The sequence below is a fragment of the Sporosarcina sp. P34 genome (assembly GCF_002743375.1).
GTDB lineage: Bacteria > Bacillota > Bacilli > Bacillales_A > Planococcaceae > Sporosarcina.
In genome coordinates, this window is sequence record NZ_PDZC01000001.1 from 569857 (window position 1) to 586650 (window position 16794).

Annotated in this window: 21 protein-coding genes; all 21 read left to right on the forward strand. The window is 46.4% G+C overall.

The window, feature by feature from the left end:
- The first annotated feature begins 3 nt into the window (after positions 1 to 3).
- The 21 genes from CSV63_RS02980 to CSV63_RS03070 all read left to right on the forward strand — a co-directional run bounded on the left by CSV63_RS02980 (position 4) and on the right by CSV63_RS03070 (position 16792).
- Positions 4 to 432, forward strand: a complete 429-nt coding sequence (locus tag CSV63_RS02980; protein ID WP_099694481.1) for a hypothetical protein — start codon at positions 4 to 6, stop codon at positions 430 to 432.
- On the forward strand, positions 420 to 983 hold the full coding sequence (locus CSV63_RS02985) for a hypothetical protein (protein ID WP_143565378.1): 564 nt from the start codon (positions 420 to 422) through the stop codon (positions 981 to 983). Before CSV63_RS02980 ends, CSV63_RS02985 begins: the two co-directional genes overlap by 13 nt.
- 2 nt (positions 984 to 985) lie before the next feature.
- Positions 986 to 2065 carry a phage tail sheath subtilisin-like domain-containing protein gene (locus CSV63_RS02990; protein ID WP_099694483.1) on the forward strand — a complete coding sequence of 360 codons (1080 nt, stop codon included), beginning with the start codon at positions 986 to 988 and terminating at the stop codon, positions 2063 to 2065.
- A 13-nt stretch (positions 2066 to 2078) separates the two neighbouring features.
- A complete protein-coding gene (locus CSV63_RS02995) occupies positions 2079 to 2507 on the forward strand; it encodes a phage tail tube protein (protein ID WP_099694484.1) in 429 nt (142 codons plus the stop codon).
- Between the two features lie 52 nt (positions 2508 to 2559).
- Positions 2560 to 3033: a phage tail assembly chaperone gene (locus tag CSV63_RS03000; RefSeq protein ID WP_158233898.1), complete on the forward strand. Its 474-nt coding sequence runs from the start codon at positions 2560 to 2562 to the stop codon at positions 3031 to 3033.
- A 17-nt stretch (positions 3034 to 3050) separates the two neighbouring features.
- Complete coding sequence (locus tag CSV63_RS16420) at positions 3051 to 3218, forward strand: hypothetical protein (RefSeq protein WP_158233899.1); 168 nt, start codon at positions 3051 to 3053, stop codon at positions 3216 to 3218.
- Positions 3219 to 3221: 3 nt separating this feature from the next.
- Complete coding sequence (locus tag CSV63_RS03005; RefSeq protein WP_099694486.1) at positions 3222 to 6038, forward strand: tape measure protein; 2817 nt, start codon at positions 3222 to 3224, stop codon at positions 6036 to 6038.
- Positions 6038 to 6715 (forward strand): LysM peptidoglycan-binding domain-containing protein, encoded by a 678-nt coding sequence (locus CSV63_RS03010; RefSeq protein ID WP_099694487.1) that lies wholly within the window; start codon positions 6038 to 6040, stop codon positions 6713 to 6715. The genes CSV63_RS03005 and CSV63_RS03010 overlap by 1 nt, the downstream gene beginning before the upstream one ends.
- On the forward strand, positions 6712 to 8571 hold the full coding sequence (locus CSV63_RS16965; RefSeq protein WP_099694488.1) for a C40 family peptidase: 1860 nt from the start codon (positions 6712 to 6714) through the stop codon (positions 8569 to 8571). The genes CSV63_RS03010 and CSV63_RS16965 overlap by 4 nt, the downstream gene beginning before the upstream one ends.
- A complete protein-coding gene (locus CSV63_RS03020) occupies positions 8571 to 8990 on the forward strand; it encodes a DUF2577 family protein (RefSeq protein WP_099694489.1) in 420 nt (139 codons plus the stop codon). Before CSV63_RS16965 ends, CSV63_RS03020 begins: the two co-directional genes overlap by 1 nt.
- A complete protein-coding gene (locus tag CSV63_RS03025) occupies positions 8987 to 9412 on the forward strand; it encodes a DUF2634 domain-containing protein (RefSeq protein ID WP_099694490.1) in 426 nt (141 codons plus the stop codon). The genes CSV63_RS03020 and CSV63_RS03025 overlap by 4 nt, the downstream gene beginning before the upstream one ends.
- Entirely contained in the window at positions 9412 to 10467 is a 1056-nt protein-coding gene (locus tag CSV63_RS03030; protein ID WP_099694491.1) for a baseplate J/gp47 family protein, read from the forward strand. Before CSV63_RS03025 ends, CSV63_RS03030 begins: the two co-directional genes overlap by 1 nt.
- Positions 10464 to 11246 carry a putative phage tail protein gene (locus CSV63_RS03035; protein WP_099694492.1) on the forward strand — a complete coding sequence of 261 codons (783 nt, stop codon included), beginning with the start codon at positions 10464 to 10466 and terminating at the stop codon, positions 11244 to 11246. Before CSV63_RS03030 ends, CSV63_RS03035 begins: the two co-directional genes overlap by 4 nt.
- On the forward strand, positions 11246 to 11572 hold the full coding sequence (locus tag CSV63_RS03040; RefSeq protein WP_099694493.1) for a hypothetical protein: 327 nt from the start codon (positions 11246 to 11248) through the stop codon (positions 11570 to 11572). The genes CSV63_RS03035 and CSV63_RS03040 overlap by 1 nt, the downstream gene beginning before the upstream one ends.
- Positions 11573 to 11978: 406 nt before the next feature.
- Positions 11979 to 13010, forward strand: a complete 1032-nt coding sequence (locus tag CSV63_RS16990; protein ID WP_143565379.1) for a hypothetical protein — start codon at positions 11979 to 11981, stop codon at positions 13008 to 13010.
- Positions 13010 to 13846 carry a hypothetical protein gene (locus tag CSV63_RS03050; protein WP_099694495.1) on the forward strand — a complete coding sequence of 279 codons (837 nt, stop codon included), beginning with the start codon at positions 13010 to 13012 and terminating at the stop codon, positions 13844 to 13846. The genes CSV63_RS16990 and CSV63_RS03050 overlap by 1 nt, the downstream gene beginning before the upstream one ends.
- Before the next feature lie 13 nt (positions 13847 to 13859).
- Positions 13860 to 14465 (forward strand): hypothetical protein, encoded by a 606-nt coding sequence (locus tag CSV63_RS03055; protein WP_099694496.1) that lies wholly within the window; start codon positions 13860 to 13862, stop codon positions 14463 to 14465.
- Positions 14466 to 16238, forward strand: a complete 1773-nt coding sequence (locus tag CSV63_RS03060; protein ID WP_099694497.1) for a glycine-rich protein — start codon at positions 14466 to 14468, stop codon at positions 16236 to 16238.
- Positions 16235 to 16480, forward strand: coding sequence for a hypothetical protein (locus tag CSV63_RS03065; RefSeq protein ID WP_099694498.1), 246 nt, complete (start codon positions 16235 to 16237; stop codon positions 16478 to 16480). Before CSV63_RS03060 ends, CSV63_RS03065 begins: the two co-directional genes overlap by 4 nt.
- A complete protein-coding gene (locus tag CSV63_RS16605) occupies positions 16477 to 16602 on the forward strand; it encodes a CD1375 family protein (RefSeq protein ID WP_199203586.1) in 126 nt (41 codons plus the stop codon). The genes CSV63_RS03065 and CSV63_RS16605 overlap by 4 nt, the downstream gene beginning before the upstream one ends.
- Complete coding sequence (locus tag CSV63_RS03070; RefSeq protein WP_099694499.1) at positions 16595 to 16792, forward strand: hypothetical protein; 198 nt, start codon at positions 16595 to 16597, stop codon at positions 16790 to 16792. Before CSV63_RS16605 ends, CSV63_RS03070 begins: the two co-directional genes overlap by 8 nt.
- Positions 16793 to 16794: the final 2 nt, after the last annotated feature.

Below are 16794 nucleotides of genomic sequence, written 5' to 3' on the forward strand. Positions count from 1 at the left end.
CAAATGGCGAAAGAGTTTGAACTGGATATATCCGCGTTTGAAACGGCATTGAAGCAACTATCGAAACAGATGGGCGAAGGTGCTCAAAATGGCTTGAGTCGCGTCAAAGATGACTGGGTTGAAGAAGCGAAACACGTCGCTCCTGAAGACACAGGAAACCTACACGACTTGATTACTGGCGAAGTGCGAGGACAAGGCACGAACGGTTTTATCGAGATCCATGGTGACGCCCACTCCATGAAGGGTGGAGACCATTTCGACTATGCGTATTACATTCACGAGGAAAACGCAGGCGGCAAGTCGTTGAAACTCGACAAGAACCCGAACGCTGTCAAGAAGTTCCTAGACGAACCTGCCGAGGACAACATGGATAAATGGCAAGGCATCATGGAAGACGAATTGAAAAAGGCGGTGGGAGAGTGGTCAGAATGATGAATCTGCCAAATATCACAGCGAATATCCCACTCGAAGTGCAGACCATTGCGGAGTATGTCGCCCCTCTATTTGCAGAAGTAAAGGGGCAGGACATACCCAAGGTTTACAAGCCTGACCTATGCGTTGTGCAGTGGGAAGGTGATGATGTGGAGCGCGAGACAGGAGTAGTTGATCGGTACGACCGAGTATTCAACATCCTCTCATTCGCAAAAAATCAGTTTGAATCACTGCAACAAATCGATACATTGCAGAAACATTTTACAAACATACATTCATTGCAAATCAAAGGGTCCAGTCGCTATATGCGAATCGGGTCCTTTTTGCCGTCCCGTCCTTTTTTGACTGAGGACAAGACGGTCTACGCGTCCATCGGTAAGTTGCATGCACAAGTGCGGCAGATGGCAGTACAGGAAGTGTTCCCACCGATTGGTGGAGTTATCATCCGACCTGGAGGACCTGGGCTTGGACCAGACGGCGGCATTATCATTAATCCGGGTTTTGGAGATGACATCATTATCGGAAAAGATTGCAGAAAAGGAGAGATGTAAACATGGCAAATGGAGGTCAATGGGATCCATTATCCCTACCAAAACGCCCAGGCTTTTACCTTAACTTTGTTGAGAGAGCTTTGGCGCAAGTCGTCGGCGGTCCACGCGGTATTGTGGGCATGCCGATTTTTAATTATACAGACGGTGAAATCGAGTCGGGAAAGTTTGTGACAGTAGAGGGCGAGAAAGAAGCCATTACTGCTATAGGAAAAGCGAACGCGGGACCTGTACTCATGGCGTTAGCGAGAGGTGCAGCGCAGGTGTTGGTCTATGCAGTCCCTATGCAAATTCCTGAATCTGATTACGATTATGCGGGCATTCGCCATGCATTTGAATCACGTCCATTCAACGTGTTCGTGTTTCCAGGGGCTACAACGTCAGCGGAACAAGAAGCGACGAAGGACTGGACAGCTCGTAACCGTAAAGATGGAAAGCACTTTACGTACGTAACAGGTGGAAGCGCGGAAGACGATCAAGACCCTACGACAGGAAATGCTCGTTCTGTTCTGTTGGCTGACGATTATGTAGTCAACTTGATCAACGGTGGCATTGACAGTTCGGGCAACGAAATCCCGTCTGAAGAGTATGCAGTGGCTATTGCAGGACTCATTGCAGGTACGGCAATCAATAAATCTATCACCTATACGAATTTGCCTCTGTCTGACGTCAATAAGCGCCTCACGAATGCAGAAACGATTACAGCATTGGAATCAGGTTCTTTGGTGCTTACGAATGATGGACGCAACGTGAAAATCGAACAAGGCATTACGACGAAATCGACTGCCTCAAAAGCAGGTAAGATTCGAGCGATGCGCGCACGTCAAGCCATTGCGACAGATTTGCCAGAAGTCGCGAAAGATCACTATATCGGCAAGATTGATAACAATCCAACTGGGCAAAAGTTGTTGCTTGCCGCGATTATGCAATACCTAGAAACACTGGTGCTCAACAATGTATTGCACGAAGAAATCTTTGCAGGACTAGATCCAGAACGAAAATCAGAAGGAGATTGTGTATTCCTCGTTATTGATGCAAAAGAAGTCGATAGCATGGAGCGCATCTTCTTAACATTCGGAGTATAAGGGAGGGAATTAAATGAATCCATTAGCAGACGGCACGAAGATTCTAAATGGAACGTACGGTAAAGCGTACTTTGATGGAGAATGGCTATTTAATGTAACCTCGCTTGAACTCAACGAGGAAATCGAATATGAAGAAGTTCCCCTGCCTAGCAGATTAACACCAGGACAGAAAAGGAACAAAGTCACACGAAGCGGTACGCTCACACAATACCGTGTATCACGCAAGCTAGAAAAGCTCATTCGTAAATCAATGAACGATGACAGCCCATCTTTGGTTGTTGAAATCCAAACTGAAATTACCGATCCGGACAATCCTGAAATGTCGGAGATGACACGTATTATTGGCGTGCAGTTCCAACGTACTCCAGGGCTTGGATATACCGTAGGAGAAAACGTCACGGATGAAATTCCGTTCTTATTTACAGACAGCAAACCAATGTAATCAAGCGCCCTTCACGGGGCGTTTTTAATTTCACTTAAAAAGGAGAATGACCATGACAGAAAACGTCGCCAAATTTGAAGAATATGAAAAAGTAGAAACAATTGAGGAGCAAGAAATGCACCAAGAACCGAAGAAGAAAAAATCCGCTCTTGAAGCGTTGCTTGGGACAACTGCTGACATTCAGAAGCCCGTTTACATGAAGCGCCTTAAATCGGACTTTATTATCAAAGCAATTACAGGTGACAAGCTCGATGAAATCCGTGACCAATGTACGCACTCCCGTCCAGGCAAAGGCGGAAAGATGGAGAGTCACGTAAACGATCAAGAAGTCGGACGCTTGGTTGTAGCAGAAGCGTGTATCGAACCTGACTTTTCCAATCCTGAATTGATGGATCACTACAAAGCAGAATCACCTGCTGATTGTACGCAAAAAGCATTGCTTGCAGGCGAAATCGTCAAACTATCATCTGAAATCATGGAGCTGTCAGGCTTTGATGAGGACGAGGTAGCAACTGTAAAAAACTAATCAGGGAGGGTGGCGAGGTGACCATGTGGCATCGTATTTGGCAACGTCACAGCATACCCCCGCATGAAATACATGCCCTCCCATGGGATGACAAAATACTTATCTATGCTTCCGAAGAAATTGAAATGGAAGAGGAAGAAAAAGAACGTAAGAAAGAAGAACAGCGCAAGCAGAGAGGAGGGTAAATCATGGCATTTGATTTAGTCGCCAAGCTGAAGTTGCAGGACGAGTTTTCCGACAAACTGAAAAGCGTGTTCGCGCAACTGGACAAATTGAAAGGTCAAGTCAAACAAGCGGCTACTGGCACGAGTGATATGGGAGCGAAGTTTTCTGCAGCCAGTACGAAGATGAGTACCGCGCTTGATAAAGTACAAAGTAAAACGGTCGATCTTCCGAAGAAATTTGAGTCGTTCAGCAACGTGGCCAATCGCTCACTTGAAGCAGTATCTAAAGGTGCGACAACTATCGGAACATCTACGGACAGTGCCGCTAAACTATCACAGGCATCTCTTAAAATGCTTGGCGGTCGTGCGGATGAAGCGGCAAAGAAATTGACTGGAGTAGGGTCGGTTGGTGCAAAGTCGTTGAATAGTGTTGTCAGTACAGCTGCAAAAGTACCGGGTCCAGTTGGATTGGTGGCTAAAGCGGCGAAGTTGTCGCAAGGAGCCTTGAAGGTGTTAGGCGGCACAAGCTCGAAGACATTCAAACTCATGTCGACAGACTCAACTGCATCCGTCAAACTGATGACAACAGGCGCACAGAAGATGTCGAAGGTCTTTTCTGCGTCAGGCATCAAGTCTAGTAATGCTTTTCAGAAGGTATCGACTAAAGCTAAAAGCGTGCAAGACGCGCTAAAACGCGCGGGCGATGGTGGAAAGCGGGCATTCGATATGATGGACCGCAGTTTGTTCCGGATTCCAAGCAAAATGGGCGGTTTTGTCAGTAAGATGCGATCTGGTTTCAAAAATGGGATAAGCGGTCCAGCATCCACAGCTAAGAACGCAGTCATGGGTATAGCAACCGCGGTCGGAGCAGTAGCCCTGGCATCTAAAGGTTTTCAGTTGCTAAAGGGCGCTATTGAAGGTGCGGTTGCCCGTTACGATACGCTGAATGCATTTCCGAAAGTTATGGAGAAAATCGGATTTAGTACAGATGAATCTACAAAATCCATCAAACGATTAGCAGAAGGTATTGACGGCTTGCCTACCACACTTGGGGAAGTGACGGACACCGCTCAACGTATCGCAGTTATGACCAAGGATTTAGATAAAGCTACAGAAACCACACTCGCGTTGAACAATGCATTCCTTGCGTCTGGCGCAGATGCCGATAAAGCGGCACGAGGTACAGAACAGTATATCAAGATGATTGCAACGGGTAAGGTTGGTTTGGACTCGTGGACAACATTGCAAGAGACTATGGGGCTTGCGCTGAACGATTTAGCAGAAGCGTTTGGTTATACAGGTAAATCCGCTCAAAACGACTTATACAAAGCCTTGAAAGATGGAGATGTCACCTTTGACCAATTCAACGAAAAATTGGTTGAGTTAAGCAAAGCGACTGGCGGTTTCGCTGAAACAGCGCTAGACGGTTCAGGTGGTATTGCTACAGCTTGGAAGAACATCAAGACCGCTATCACTAATGGAGTGGCCGGATCCATCACAGAGATCGACAAGGCACTAGGTGGTACGGGCGAAATTGAAGGCGCGTTGCTACGCATGAAAGGTTTAGTTAAGTCGGTATTTACGCCATTCAATACGTTTATTGGTAAAACGGCAAAACTCATGAAAAAGCTATACGACGACACAAAGCCATTCCACTCTATTCTTATGGATATCGGGAAAGCGGCATTGATATTCATTGGTGTGCTTGGCGGTATGTCAACTGTAGCCGGAATGATAGCAGGTACTGTCGCATTGTTCGCGTTGATTGGTTCAGGTGTAGGACTTGCGATTCTAGCGGTAGCTGGATTGGTTACAGGCTTTGTTGTTGCGTATCAAAAGATCGAGCCGTTTCGAAATGCCGTACAGGATCTTTTAGGCACATTCAAAGAAGTATTCAACGTGCTGAAAACGGGTTCTGGCGGTGGCGATCTCATGAAGAAGATGGGATTCAGCGAGGAACAGATTCAAGTTGCTCGAGACTTCGCGGATAACGTGAGAGAAACTTTCGAAAAAATGAAAGACGGATTCCGTCAATTAGGCGACTTCTTCGTTGCAAAAGGACAAGAACTTGCGCCTACATTGGACATCCTAGCAGAAGCATTCGCAATCGGTAAAGAGGTTCTTGTTAGTGTATTTACAACGTTGTGGGAAGTTTTGAAGCCGATTTTCGGTGCACTTAAAAATGCACTTATGATTGTCGCCGATATTGCGGTTATGGCATGGACGCAAATCATTGCGCCAGCCGTCAAGTTCGCAATGACGATATTCCAAACCGCGTGGGCGATTATAGGTCCGATTCTTAAATTACTCGGTTCAGCCATTGGAGCGGCATTCGAGGTACTGAAATTAGCATGGGACAATGTTATGAAGCCTGTAGCAAACTTCCTCATGGGACGATTTAAAGTAGCATTTGAGAACCTGACGCCTATTCTGAACAGCGTAAAGGATGGCTTTGATTTAATTGGTCGAGCCATCGAAAAAGTAGCTGGTTGGTTCGATTCGTTCAAGACTGCGATATCCCGCTTCAAAGTGCCGAAATGGCTTTCCAAATTAGGCGGAGGCGGAACGGTCAAGTTTGAAGGCGGTGGTGACGATGGTGGCGGAGAAGGACGTTATAACGGTATCAAATACGTTCCGAGAGATGGCTATAACATCCGAGCGCACCGCGGCGAACGAGTGCTTACAGCAAAGGAAAACAAGGAGTACAACAAAGGCGGCGGAAATGGTCGTGCATTCGTCATCAACATGAACGGTACAGTCATTCGCGAAGAAGCCGACGTCGATCGCCTAGCCGAGAAGATGGTCCGTAAGTTTATTGCAGCAGGAGAGGGGGGCGCGTAATGGCCATACCGGAATATTGGTTAAGCTACAACAACGGAGCGGAGAAATTGCGCTTTCCAGTGCCCCCTCCTGTTGTCAATGTATCTTCTCCATTTGGTAATACAGATATAGATATAGTCAATGGTAAGGAGTTTACGATCATTGGAGACAGAGGACTAAAGGAGTTTTCTTTTCAGTCCTTTTTGCCGCGTCATTATAACTCCACATATTGTGATTATGTCAAAATACCGGACCCGTATGTATTTATCAACTGGATTGAGCGTTGGCGTAACAGCAAGCGCCCTCTACGCTTTATCGTGACGGGTACGAATATCAATCATGCAGTCACTGTTCGTGATTTTAACTATGACTTGGAAAAAGCAGGCGAACCAGGTGACATCTATTTCAGTATCGTATTAAAAGAGTATGAATTTCTTACTCTTGGTAAAAAAGTAGATGTGAAAAAGCCAAATACACCAACGAAGCCGACGGATAGGCCACCAGTAGTCAACAAAGGCAATACAGCGAGTCCGAGCGGTACGTATATTGTTAAATCGGGCGATAGCCTTACTAAAATCGCGTTTAATGTTTATAAGAATGCGAACCATTGGAAAGACATACACAACGCCAATAAAAAGGTGATTGGTAATAATCCCGATGAACTCAAGATCGGCATGAAGTTGGTGTTGCCGAAATGAAACTGGATTACAAATCAGACAGGCCGGAACTGCAAGTAATGTACTTTAACAAAGGCATATTGCATCGAATGACCGAAGTTGCTGAATCTGTCTCTATCAAGGGGGATGTAGCACAAGCGGCTAGAGAGTGCTCCATTAACTTTGCGAACACAACCAAAGGCATTCAACGTATTTTCGATATCGTCAATGGACAAGAAGTTCGTATCATGTCTGGAGAAATGGAAGTATTCCGCGGCACAGTACGGAGTTTTGAGCGCCATTCAGACGGCCGAGACAGCTTGATTGCAAAAGACGGCAATGAGTACTTAGTCAAAAATACAGTCAACGTCAAATTTATTGAAAAGACGGCAACGCAGATCATCAAAACGCTTTGCGGTAATTACGGTATCGCAGTTGGCAAATTAGCTGATACGAAACACAAAATACCCCGCTATATCATGCGAGGTAAAACGATCTATGACGTATTTATTACAGCGTTGACCATGACGCAGAAGGTCACTGGCAAGCGCTACATGCTTCACAACGTCAAAGGAAAGCTAACACTCGAAGTAGTTCAGCCAGCACAGGAATGGCTACGCTACGAGCAAGGAAAGAACCTGATTTCCGCGTCTTATTCGGAATCTATTGAAGATACACGAACACAAATACTGTACACGGGCGGTGATGAGAAATCACCATATAAAGTCGTGGTCAAAAAGAATACCGACAAATACGGCATCATGCAGCACGTGGAGCATAATTCCGACGCTAACCAATCGGCATTGCCAGGGCTTGCAAATGCGTTACTCGCGGAGTTATCCAAACCGCAAACGGAAATGAATATCAAGGTGCTTGGCATCCGTAATATGGTGGCGGGCATGGCGGTGGTGGTACAAGACAACTTGACAGGTATTCGTGGCACATACTTTGTTTTGGCTGATGCTCACGAATACATAGCAGGCGGTGTCCACGTGATGGATTTAACGCTTTCCAAAACGCTTGATTTGCCTGTATTGGAATACGAGCCGCCGGATGAATCGAGCGACGATCCGGACAGCGGCAAATCAGCAGAGTATGACTTCCCGTATTCGACCGGCTGGGTAGCAACTGCCTACGATCCAATGCTTGGCGGTATCAATACAAGCGGCGATCCGCGCACAACTGCCACAAGTACTCGATGGGCGTATAATCGCACGATCGCTGTTGATCCGAAGGTTATCCCATACGGTAGTGTAGTTGCCATTAAAGTGCCGTCCATGCCTAAATACAACGGCATGTATCTAGCAGAAGACACAGGCGGAGCGATCAAAGGCAAACGGATTGACATCTTGATACAAGGTAAATCAGCAACTGCCGCATTTGGCCGTCGCGATGTAGAGGTCGCCATACTCGAAAAGGGTAAAGGTGCTCCTGACGCACGAGCGAAAGCCAAGACGTGGGATTCTATCAAGAGAAAGTGGAATACGAAGAAAGAACAAAAAGGTGTCGACAAGGCAGCTAAAGGCAAAGCAGCTGAAATACTCAAGACAGCTCATTCGTACAAGGGGAAATTACGTTATGTATTTGGCAGTAAAGACTTGCCAAATGGTAAGTCGGATTGTTCCGGATTTATCAGCTATGTATTTAACAGGCATGGTATTAAATTGCCACATGGAACGTCTGCGCAGATCAGACTTGGAAAGTCAGTCAATAAAGCGGAGGCGATACCAGGTGACTTGGTATTCTTCCAAAACACCTATCGTAAAGGCGTGTCACACGTCGGAGTCGTTACGCGTAAAGGCTACTGCATTAGCATGCACAACAGCGGTTGTACAGAGCATACGTACACCACTGGTTATTGGGGAAAACACTACATGTCGATAAGGAGGGTGCTGTGATGCAACTCGGAAAAGAAGTGCAAAACGAAGGTGACGCCTATTCAAAAATGGCGAAGTTTATCCGCAAACAAGGACGCAACGAAACGTCCACCATGACATTCGGTCGGATTGTCAGCGCGCCCCCTGAAATCGAAATGAAGGTTGATCACGATGACGAGGTGTACGACAAAGGCGATATTTACATTGCGGAGCGTTTGACGGCCCACAAAAGACGTGCAGATATTACAGGATTGGTGATCGCTTCTCCGATGACCGCAAACGGTTTAGGTCCGCATACACACAAATTGGAAAGCATCAGTTTGAAAGAGGCAGAAATATTCTATTTGGACGAACTCAAAGAAGGCGATCGGGTCCTAGTCGAATGGGATGAAGACAACATGAAATTCATAATTATCGACAGGGTGGTGAGTTATAAATGAGCCTACTACCCAACAATGAATCCGAGTTATTAGACGATTATCTTGAAAGGGTGTCCGGCGACAATGCGGAACAACCAACCAAGACGTATAAAATTGATTTTGAAACAGGTCGGATCCGCGGCTTTATTGATGAAATGGAAGCAGTAAAGCAATTTATCCGAAAAGCTATCATCACAGAACGCAGTAAGTGGCGCATCTATACGGATGATTACGGGTGTGAACTCCCCAGTCTGCTCGGGCAAGATGTAACAGAAGGATTTATGCATTCCGAAATACCGCGGATGGTCCGTGAAGCAATCGAATATGACGACCGAATCACATCGGTCGATAACGTAACAGCGCGCCGTGATGGTGACGCTGTTTTTATTTACGCTGACGTTACGACTATTTACGGAAACGTCACGCAAGAGGTGGTGATTTGATGTACACGGATAGAGACAAGGACCAGATATTGTCTGACATGTTGGAAAGCGTACAAGGGGACGTGGATAAGCGAGAGGGATCTGTTGTGTATGACATGCTTGCTCCTCCATCCGAAGAAATTGAGCTGCTACAACACGTCCTAGAAGCGGTTTCGGAAAACGGTTTTATCGACACCGCCCAGATGGAATACGTCGACTTACGAGCGATGGAATACGGTGAATATCGCAAAACTGCAGAACAAGCAAAAGGTTGGTTACTCATCGCAGATAAAGCGGGCCGTGAAATAAATATCGACACGGTGGTGATGACAGAACATGACGGTGAGCCGATAGCCTTGCAAATTGTCGAGTATAACGTGGTGCCTGAAAGCGGTGAAGTCACTGTACAAGCGGTGGCGGTTGAACCGGGTGATAACGGCAATATTCCTGCTTACAGCGATATGACATGCGTTGACTTACCAGAGGCGATCATCACTAATCCAATTGAGTTTTTGGGTGGTGTAGACCGCGAATCTGACGAAGAACTGAAATCGAGAGTGTTGCTCAAAGTACGCAAACCTATCACATCAGGCAACATCTACCATTACGAGTTATGGGCACGACAAATAGCTGGCATCAGTCAAGCGCGCGTCACGCCTTTATGGGATGGACCTGGCACAGTCAAAGTTACCGTCATCAACTCAGAGGGCCGAGCACCTACAGAAGAGCAAGTTTTGGCGGTGGCGGAGCATATCGAAAAAGAGCGACCTATCGGTGCTACTGTATCGGTTGTCGCTATTAAAGAAGTTCCGATTGATGTGACAGCTACGATCGAATTAGAGGGCGGGTTATTGCCGGAAGACATACAGGAGGCCATAGAACAAAGTATTGCAGAATACCTGTCTGAAGCAGGTACGGAAATCCGTTACTCGCAAATTTCCCGCGCTATCCTACGTACAGAAGGCGTCAAGGATTACGACGATGTGCAGATTGGTGCAGATGGCATTATGGGCAATGACAATGTACTAATATCAGCAGATGATGTAGCGATCGTAGGGCAGGTGACCTTGACATGATTACAGCGAAAGAGAGTGATATCGAGCGTCGCAAACAGGAAATGCTCGACAGTCTTCCACCCTATTATCAGGAGTCTCCTGAAGCAAATGCGATTATGCGTGGGAATGCCTCGGAAATCGAACGAAAACGAGCAGAAGCACAGGATTTACTTGATCAGATGTTTGTGTCGACTGCTACTTGGGGGTTGGATTGGTGGGATCGTGTTTTTGATCTGCCGCCTGCTCCACGTATGTTGACGAGAAAACGCAGAGAACGAATCATTGCGAAGTTGCGAGGTGCCGCACCAGCGACGATTGAGTATTTGACGAATCTCGTGAACTCGTTCGTGCAAAATGGCGACGCGTATATCGAAGAACATGCAAAAGAGTATACATTTAACGCAGTGATCCCGATTGATGGCAAAAATGAAATTGACACAGGTGACATTTACGGGGCAATCGAGGAAGTAAAACCGGCACATCTGAATTTCGGAATTGTAGGTTCAATTATGAATACCGTCACGGTAACTGGCCATGCATACGATTTCCCTGTTCCTTATCCAATATGCAATACATTCCATACAGCGGATATACCAGGGGTGTTATCTGACATTATCGCAAAGGTTAGAACGCAGTCTTACGCATTTGATGCCAATTACCCTATTTGCGGTACATTCGTAACTTCGTCTGTCATCTCGCAAAACGAGCACATCAACGTCACATTGGCAGCCGAATACAGAGCAAATGACATTTTATATAAACGAGCGGGCACTATTTACGCGGGAGAAGGTGAGATTTAATGAATGATAATCAAGTGGTCAAGCCGGTCGTCATTGACTGGATCAGCGCATTGTTGGAAGATAAGGCGCATCGAAGTAAAGTCAAACTTAACGGGCAATACGTTAACTATGAGATCTACAAGAAACTACGTGACGATAATACGTTACGCATCTACATCTATCTCGAAACCGAAGAAGGTTTTGTGGAAGAAGCGCAACTGTTAACGTCTTCAGGTGAAGTTTGGGCAGTCAAGCCGTTTTCCATTGAAAAGAAAGATGACGGTCTGATCATCGCGTTTGAATTCGATATCCAAGTACGAGAGCGAGGTGTTTCTGATGCCTTATAATCCGACAAAGTGGGTCAATACGACATATGACGCAGACGGCGAGGTCTTGCAAAAAGGCACGCCGTACAACGCGGAAAATATGAATAAGATCGAAAATGAACTAGAAGATGTCAGCACTAAGAAGCACACGCATCCGAACAAGGCAGTCCTTGATTCCGTTAAAGTCGAAAATGTTCATACTCATGCGAATAAAACGGAAATCGACCAGGTTGACCAGTCACTTATAGACAGCAAGCACACACATCCGAACAAGGCGACACTGGACACGATAGCACCGGAAAACGTTCACAGCCACACGAACAAGACGGCGCTGGACAACCTGACACAGCCCGTTATAGATAATTCGCACACGCATCCTAATAAAGCTGTGCTCGACAAGCTGAAACAGTCGGACTTGGATGCGATTATGGCGCATGACATTACTTTAACTGACCACGAACAGCGACTTGTAGACGTCGTGGAGCGGATAACGAGCCTAAAGATCAAAGCGGTACAGACAATCGCAGAACGCGATGCGCTGGCAATCAAAGAGAATGTGATTATTCATGTTGTCGATGCATCCGCAGACCCTACCGTTACAAGCGGATGGGCGCAGTACTTGTTGCAAGAGGGTGAGTGGGTCAAGATTGCGGAGAATGAGAGCATTGACGTCGTTCTCGCTTGGGCGGATATCGTCGGAAAGCCCGCTAAGTTCCCGCCGGAAAGTCACACGCACGCCCCAGCGCAGGTTGGACTCGGAAACGTCGATAACGTTAAACAAGCGAGCAAAACCGAATTTAATGCACATGACGCGGACGAAACACGCCACATAAAACCAGCCGAGCGTACTGACTGGAATAGTAAAGCGAATGGCACGCACACGCATGGTTGGGGTGAAATCACCGGAAAGCCTGCGACATTCAACCCATCTGCCCACACGCACACAGAAGCGGACATTGTGGGATTGGACAAGTACACGCGCGATCAAGTTGATGCGAAGGTAAACGCGAAGGCGAACGCTGTCCATGCGCATACAGAAGCGGATATAACGAACCTAGACAAATACACAAAAGCCGAGGTTGATGCGAAACTCGGGGGTAAGTCCGACACGACACACACACATCCGCAGTTCGCGCAGGTGACGAATAATACAACACGTATAGAGTCGCTTGAATCGTCGTCTGGACAGCTTCACACGCACGCGAATAAAGCAACGCTCGACAAGATAACGTATAGCGGGGCAAAGCCGACCATTGATTTGGTAAAGATTGAAGAGCTTGAAAATCATACGCACAACTACGAAGATTTAACGAACAAACCGACAGTTCCAGCAAAGACGAGCCAACTGACGAACGACAGCGGATATGTAAAGTCTAACGCGGGCAGAATACATGTCTCTTATTCCGACAGCGACATTCCACCTTTGCAGCCGAATGATATAGTCCTGAGGGTGATTTAATGCTGAAAGATATTGAGGTATGGGATGGATTACGGTATCGGAAAGTCATCGGTAAGGTGATGACGGCAAACGGCTTAAAAGACTTTTACAGACCGATAGATTTTCAAGATGACACGGCAACGCAGGTGGGCATGAGCCGTTTTGGAACTTCCGCATTTTTTAAAAAGAATGTTGGATTCTTTGATGATTTTGACACTATGCGCTACGGCACTTACGGGTCTACGATTAACTCTATTGCTAATGACGTAATCAATCTCACATCTATTAACGGAGATCCAATGCTATATATGGAAGATATAGGACGATTCGATCCGAATATTTACCGATTTATCGAGTATCGGTATCGAATATTAAATGGTGTTTCAACTGGATGGGAAGTATTCTTTACGAACGATTTATATCCTTTTGCACACGGTGAACACCATATAGGCGGTTCGACGCTCATTGCGGATGGCCAGTGGCATACCGCTTACATTGACGGATGGTCTCATCCGACATGGAAGTCAAACGGAAATATACGTGGATTCCGTTTTGATTGGGCGACAGCTCCGGGTGTGAATATAGAAATCGATCACATTAAATTGACAAACTACAGTGACACTGTCCTACCCGTCAGCAATTCGACGGGTTTTCATGTTGGGCAAGAAGTGACGATAGCAGACGGTATGAATAGTGAGAACGTTCGGATTACAGGCGTTAGCGCGAGCGATATTATCGTCACTCCGCTATCGGTCGAATACCAATTGAATGCGATTATCGCACGGTCAACATCGGTTATTACGAGTGGGAAAATCGGTTATCTAACCCGCACGACATATACGATTACAGCAAATTAAAAGGAGTGAGAGCATGGCATATGTACCAACAAAGTGGCGAGACCATATCGTTGATCCTACACAATCCGAAAAGGACAAAGACGGCAACGTTATTATAGACGAATATACAGGCAAGCCGAAACCAAAAGTAATCCAAGAAGGCACGCGGTTTGCAGCGCAGCGGATGAATAATATCGAGGATGGTATTTTAGGAGCGCACAGCGGCATCGACCGTCTGAAATCAGAAAATGACCGCCTGAAAATCGAGATTGAAATGCTTGGCAGAGTGAAGGATAACAACGGCACATTCTTCGACGCACTCGATGGGGAATCAGCTAAGGCGTTGACGAGATTGACAGCATCGGCAGTTTCTCAATTTGCTTTAAACGCAGGAGAAACAACTATAAAACTTGATAAAGTACCGTTCAAAGTCGGGGAGGTTCTGACGATTTATGACGATGAAAGACAAGAAGATGTGACGATAGTCAGTGTTTCAGAAACTGGCATTACAGTTGCCGCTCTTGTCAATTCATATAAAAAAGGTGCAGGAGTTGCACGGAGTAATTCTATTTTAAGCAACACAAAACTGTCTATTGGTAACTGGGGCAGTTATTCAATTAATGTAGCGGAGGTGGTTTAATTGGCTCCTATCATTGGAACTGATTCACAAGGGAGAAAAACATATACATTTGGTTATACTGGTGCGCCAGAAATTTATGCTGGGCCGTCAGGTGTTTTGTTAGTTGAAGCGTGGGGGGCAGGTTCAGGTGAGTTGTATAATTCAGGATGGCCGCTAAACCAAGTGATAGATAGACGCTCTTACGGCGGGTATGCAAAGGGTATTTATACAGCAAAGCGAAATCAAACGCTATATGTTCATGTAGGAGGGAAAGGAGAAAAATCAGGAGCCGCTGGCTGGAACGGCGGAGGCGCAGCAGGAACAGGAGTCGGTAAAAATGTCTGGTCAGGCGGTGACGGCACAGACGTAAGGACAGGTGGCGGGTTGGATTCCCGTATTATTGTAGCGGGCGGTGCGGGTGGATACGTTCCAGATGGTAAAGGAGGTAACGGCGGAGGTTTAGAGGGTGGAAAAGGTGTGACTAATAGTAGCCTTGATGACAACTTTAACGATACCGGAGGAAAGCAAGGTCTAGGTGGTAAGGTTTCGCGTTTACGTGATACTCCGCCGTATGACGGCCAATTTGGAAAAGGTGCAAACGGCGGTTATGCAGGCGTTCAGCCGAACGGTGAAAATGGTAAGCCAGGTGGAGGCGGCGGAGGCGGTTGGTATGGCGGAGCAGCCGGGCAAGGTGGGTCTGAGAAGGGAAGAGGTGGATCAGGTGGCGGGGGTTCGTCTTATATCGCTTTGCTCACAGATGGTGAAACCAATTCAGGAGTGAACGAAGGTCACGGGAAAGTAGTCATAACTGTAATAAGCTCCAATACAGAACCTACAATAACTCTTGCAACATCGGATAACCGCACACTCTACGAATCCGACACTTATACGATTAGTGGAACATCAACAGAAACAGATGTTGGAGACGTTGTCATGGTGAAATACAAAGTCAATAGCGGAACAGCTCGCACTATTGCTTCGCCTGTTTCAACCGGCGCAGAATTCCCATTCAATCGCTCGCTCACGTTTAAAGAAAGTAAGCTATTCGATGGAGCAACCGCAGTCACAGGGGCATTAGCAGAAGGCACGCAACACGTCTTAACCGTGTGGGCAGAGGATGACAAAGGTGGCAAGTCGCCGGAAGTCACTCGCACATTCTACGTTGTGCCAAACCGTCCGCCTAAATTGACTGTTGACCCAATTACACCGAAAACCGATATGATTGACTCTGACTCGTTCGAAATAAAGGGTACAGTCAACAATCCGGATGCAAACGGTGTAAAAGTGCATTACAAAATTAGTAATAGCGCGTTTAACGAAGTGTACACTTCTGATGGAGCGGGCGGTGAATTCACATTCCGTGTATCCCTATCGCAATTGATGATTGGTGCAAACTCGCTAACAGTTCGGGCAACCGATCACTTTGGCGCAGTTGACACCAAAACTATCACGATTACCAAGGCGGGCAATGTAATCCCTCTAAAACAAGCGGTCACGCGGTACAAGATGTTGCCACCAAACGGCACAGCAAAAGGTGTCCTCTTATGGATTGAACGCGAAGTAGGCGATCTGGTTGTCGATGCCAGAATCAGCATGACAGCAGCGGGTGAACCCGAACACTTCGTGCCAATGACGAAAAACAAAACAGCCTTTGTCAGTGAAGGAATCGAAGAAGATGAGTATTTGCTCGATGCAGGGGCGGACAAGTCGAATATCATCTTGGAAATCACCGAAAAACGGACCAGCACAGCAAGTGAGAAGGGTATTACGAAGATCACGGGGGTGTTTGCATGATTTTCTTGGAACGTCGAGAAAGACGGGATGACGGCACATTCGGAGACTTTCAGAATGTCTTTAAGGGCATGACGCCAGAAGAAAAAGTAAAGGCGCTCGAAGACATGAACAAAGCCCTCATGCTCACCGTCACAGACATGTATGAGGAAAACATGGACCTACAAGAGATGAATCGAAACGTCATGATGGTCATTACGGATCTGTACGAAAAAGTGTACTCGGAAGAAGGTGTTACTGAATGAATCCAATCATCCCGATCTACGCTGAACTCGTTAAGAGTGGCGACAAGACAATTAAACAAGTTCCTACACAACTACGCAAGGACGTGCAGAAATTACTAGACGCTGGTGAGGCTAATGCGTAATCTCATTCAAGCGTTTTTATTATGTCTACTTTTAGTAGTGTCGAAGGGCGGTGACAATATGCCAATCGCAGTGATTTATGTAGCGTTGATAATCAGTGGTGATAAGACATACGCACAAGTACCGAAACATGTACAGCCGGAAGTTAAGCGTCAGTTAGAACTTCTTGGGTATGGAGAGTTAGCTGAGTAAAA

Excerpts from the sequence above, each read along its gene's own strand:
- CSV63_RS02980 (WP_099694481.1), top strand. The coding sequence starts at position 4 with ATGGCGAAAGAGTTTGAACTGGATATATCCGCGTTTGAAACGGCATTG.
- CSV63_RS02990 (WP_099694483.1), top strand. The coding sequence starts at position 986 with ATGGCAAATGGAGGTCAATGGGATCCATTATCCCTACCAAAACGCCCA.
- CSV63_RS02995 (WP_099694484.1), top strand. The coding sequence starts at position 2,079 with ATGAATCCATTAGCAGACGGCACGAAGATTCTAAATGGAACGTACGGT.
- CSV63_RS03000 (WP_158233898.1), top strand. The coding sequence starts at position 2,560 with ATGACAGAAAACGTCGCCAAATTTGAAGAATATGAAAAAGTAGAAACA.
- CSV63_RS03005 (WP_099694486.1), top strand. The coding sequence starts at position 3,222 with ATGGCATTTGATTTAGTCGCCAAGCTGAAGTTGCAGGACGAGTTTTCC.
- CSV63_RS03010 (WP_099694487.1), top strand. The coding sequence starts at position 6,038 with ATGGCCATACCGGAATATTGGTTAAGCTACAACAACGGAGCGGAGAAA.
- CSV63_RS16965 (WP_099694488.1), top strand. The coding sequence starts at position 6,712 with ATGAAACTGGATTACAAATCAGACAGGCCGGAACTGCAAGTAATGTAC.
- CSV63_RS03020 (WP_099694489.1), top strand. The coding sequence starts at position 8,571 with ATGCAACTCGGAAAAGAAGTGCAAAACGAAGGTGACGCCTATTCAAAA.
- CSV63_RS03025 (WP_099694490.1), top strand. The coding sequence starts at position 8,987 with ATGAGCCTACTACCCAACAATGAATCCGAGTTATTAGACGATTATCTT.
- CSV63_RS03030 (WP_099694491.1), top strand. The coding sequence starts at position 9,412 with ATGTACACGGATAGAGACAAGGACCAGATATTGTCTGACATGTTGGAA.
- CSV63_RS03035 (WP_099694492.1), top strand. The coding sequence starts at position 10,464 with ATGATTACAGCGAAAGAGAGTGATATCGAGCGTCGCAAACAGGAAATG.
- CSV63_RS03040 (WP_099694493.1), top strand. The coding sequence starts at position 11,246 with ATGAATGATAATCAAGTGGTCAAGCCGGTCGTCATTGACTGGATCAGC.
- CSV63_RS16990 (WP_143565379.1), top strand. The coding sequence starts at position 11,979 with ATGGCGCATGACATTACTTTAACTGACCACGAACAGCGACTTGTAGAC.
- CSV63_RS03050 (WP_099694495.1), top strand. The coding sequence starts at position 13,010 with ATGCTGAAAGATATTGAGGTATGGGATGGATTACGGTATCGGAAAGTC.
- CSV63_RS03055 (WP_099694496.1), top strand. The coding sequence starts at position 13,860 with ATGGCATATGTACCAACAAAGTGGCGAGACCATATCGTTGATCCTACA.
- CSV63_RS03065 (WP_099694498.1), top strand. The coding sequence starts at position 16,235 with ATGATTTTCTTGGAACGTCGAGAAAGACGGGATGACGGCACATTCGGA.
- CSV63_RS16605 (WP_199203586.1), top strand. The coding sequence starts at position 16,477 with ATGAATCCAATCATCCCGATCTACGCTGAACTCGTTAAGAGTGGCGAC.
- CSV63_RS03070 (WP_099694499.1), top strand. The coding sequence starts at position 16,595 with ATGCGTAATCTCATTCAAGCGTTTTTATTATGTCTACTTTTAGTAGTG.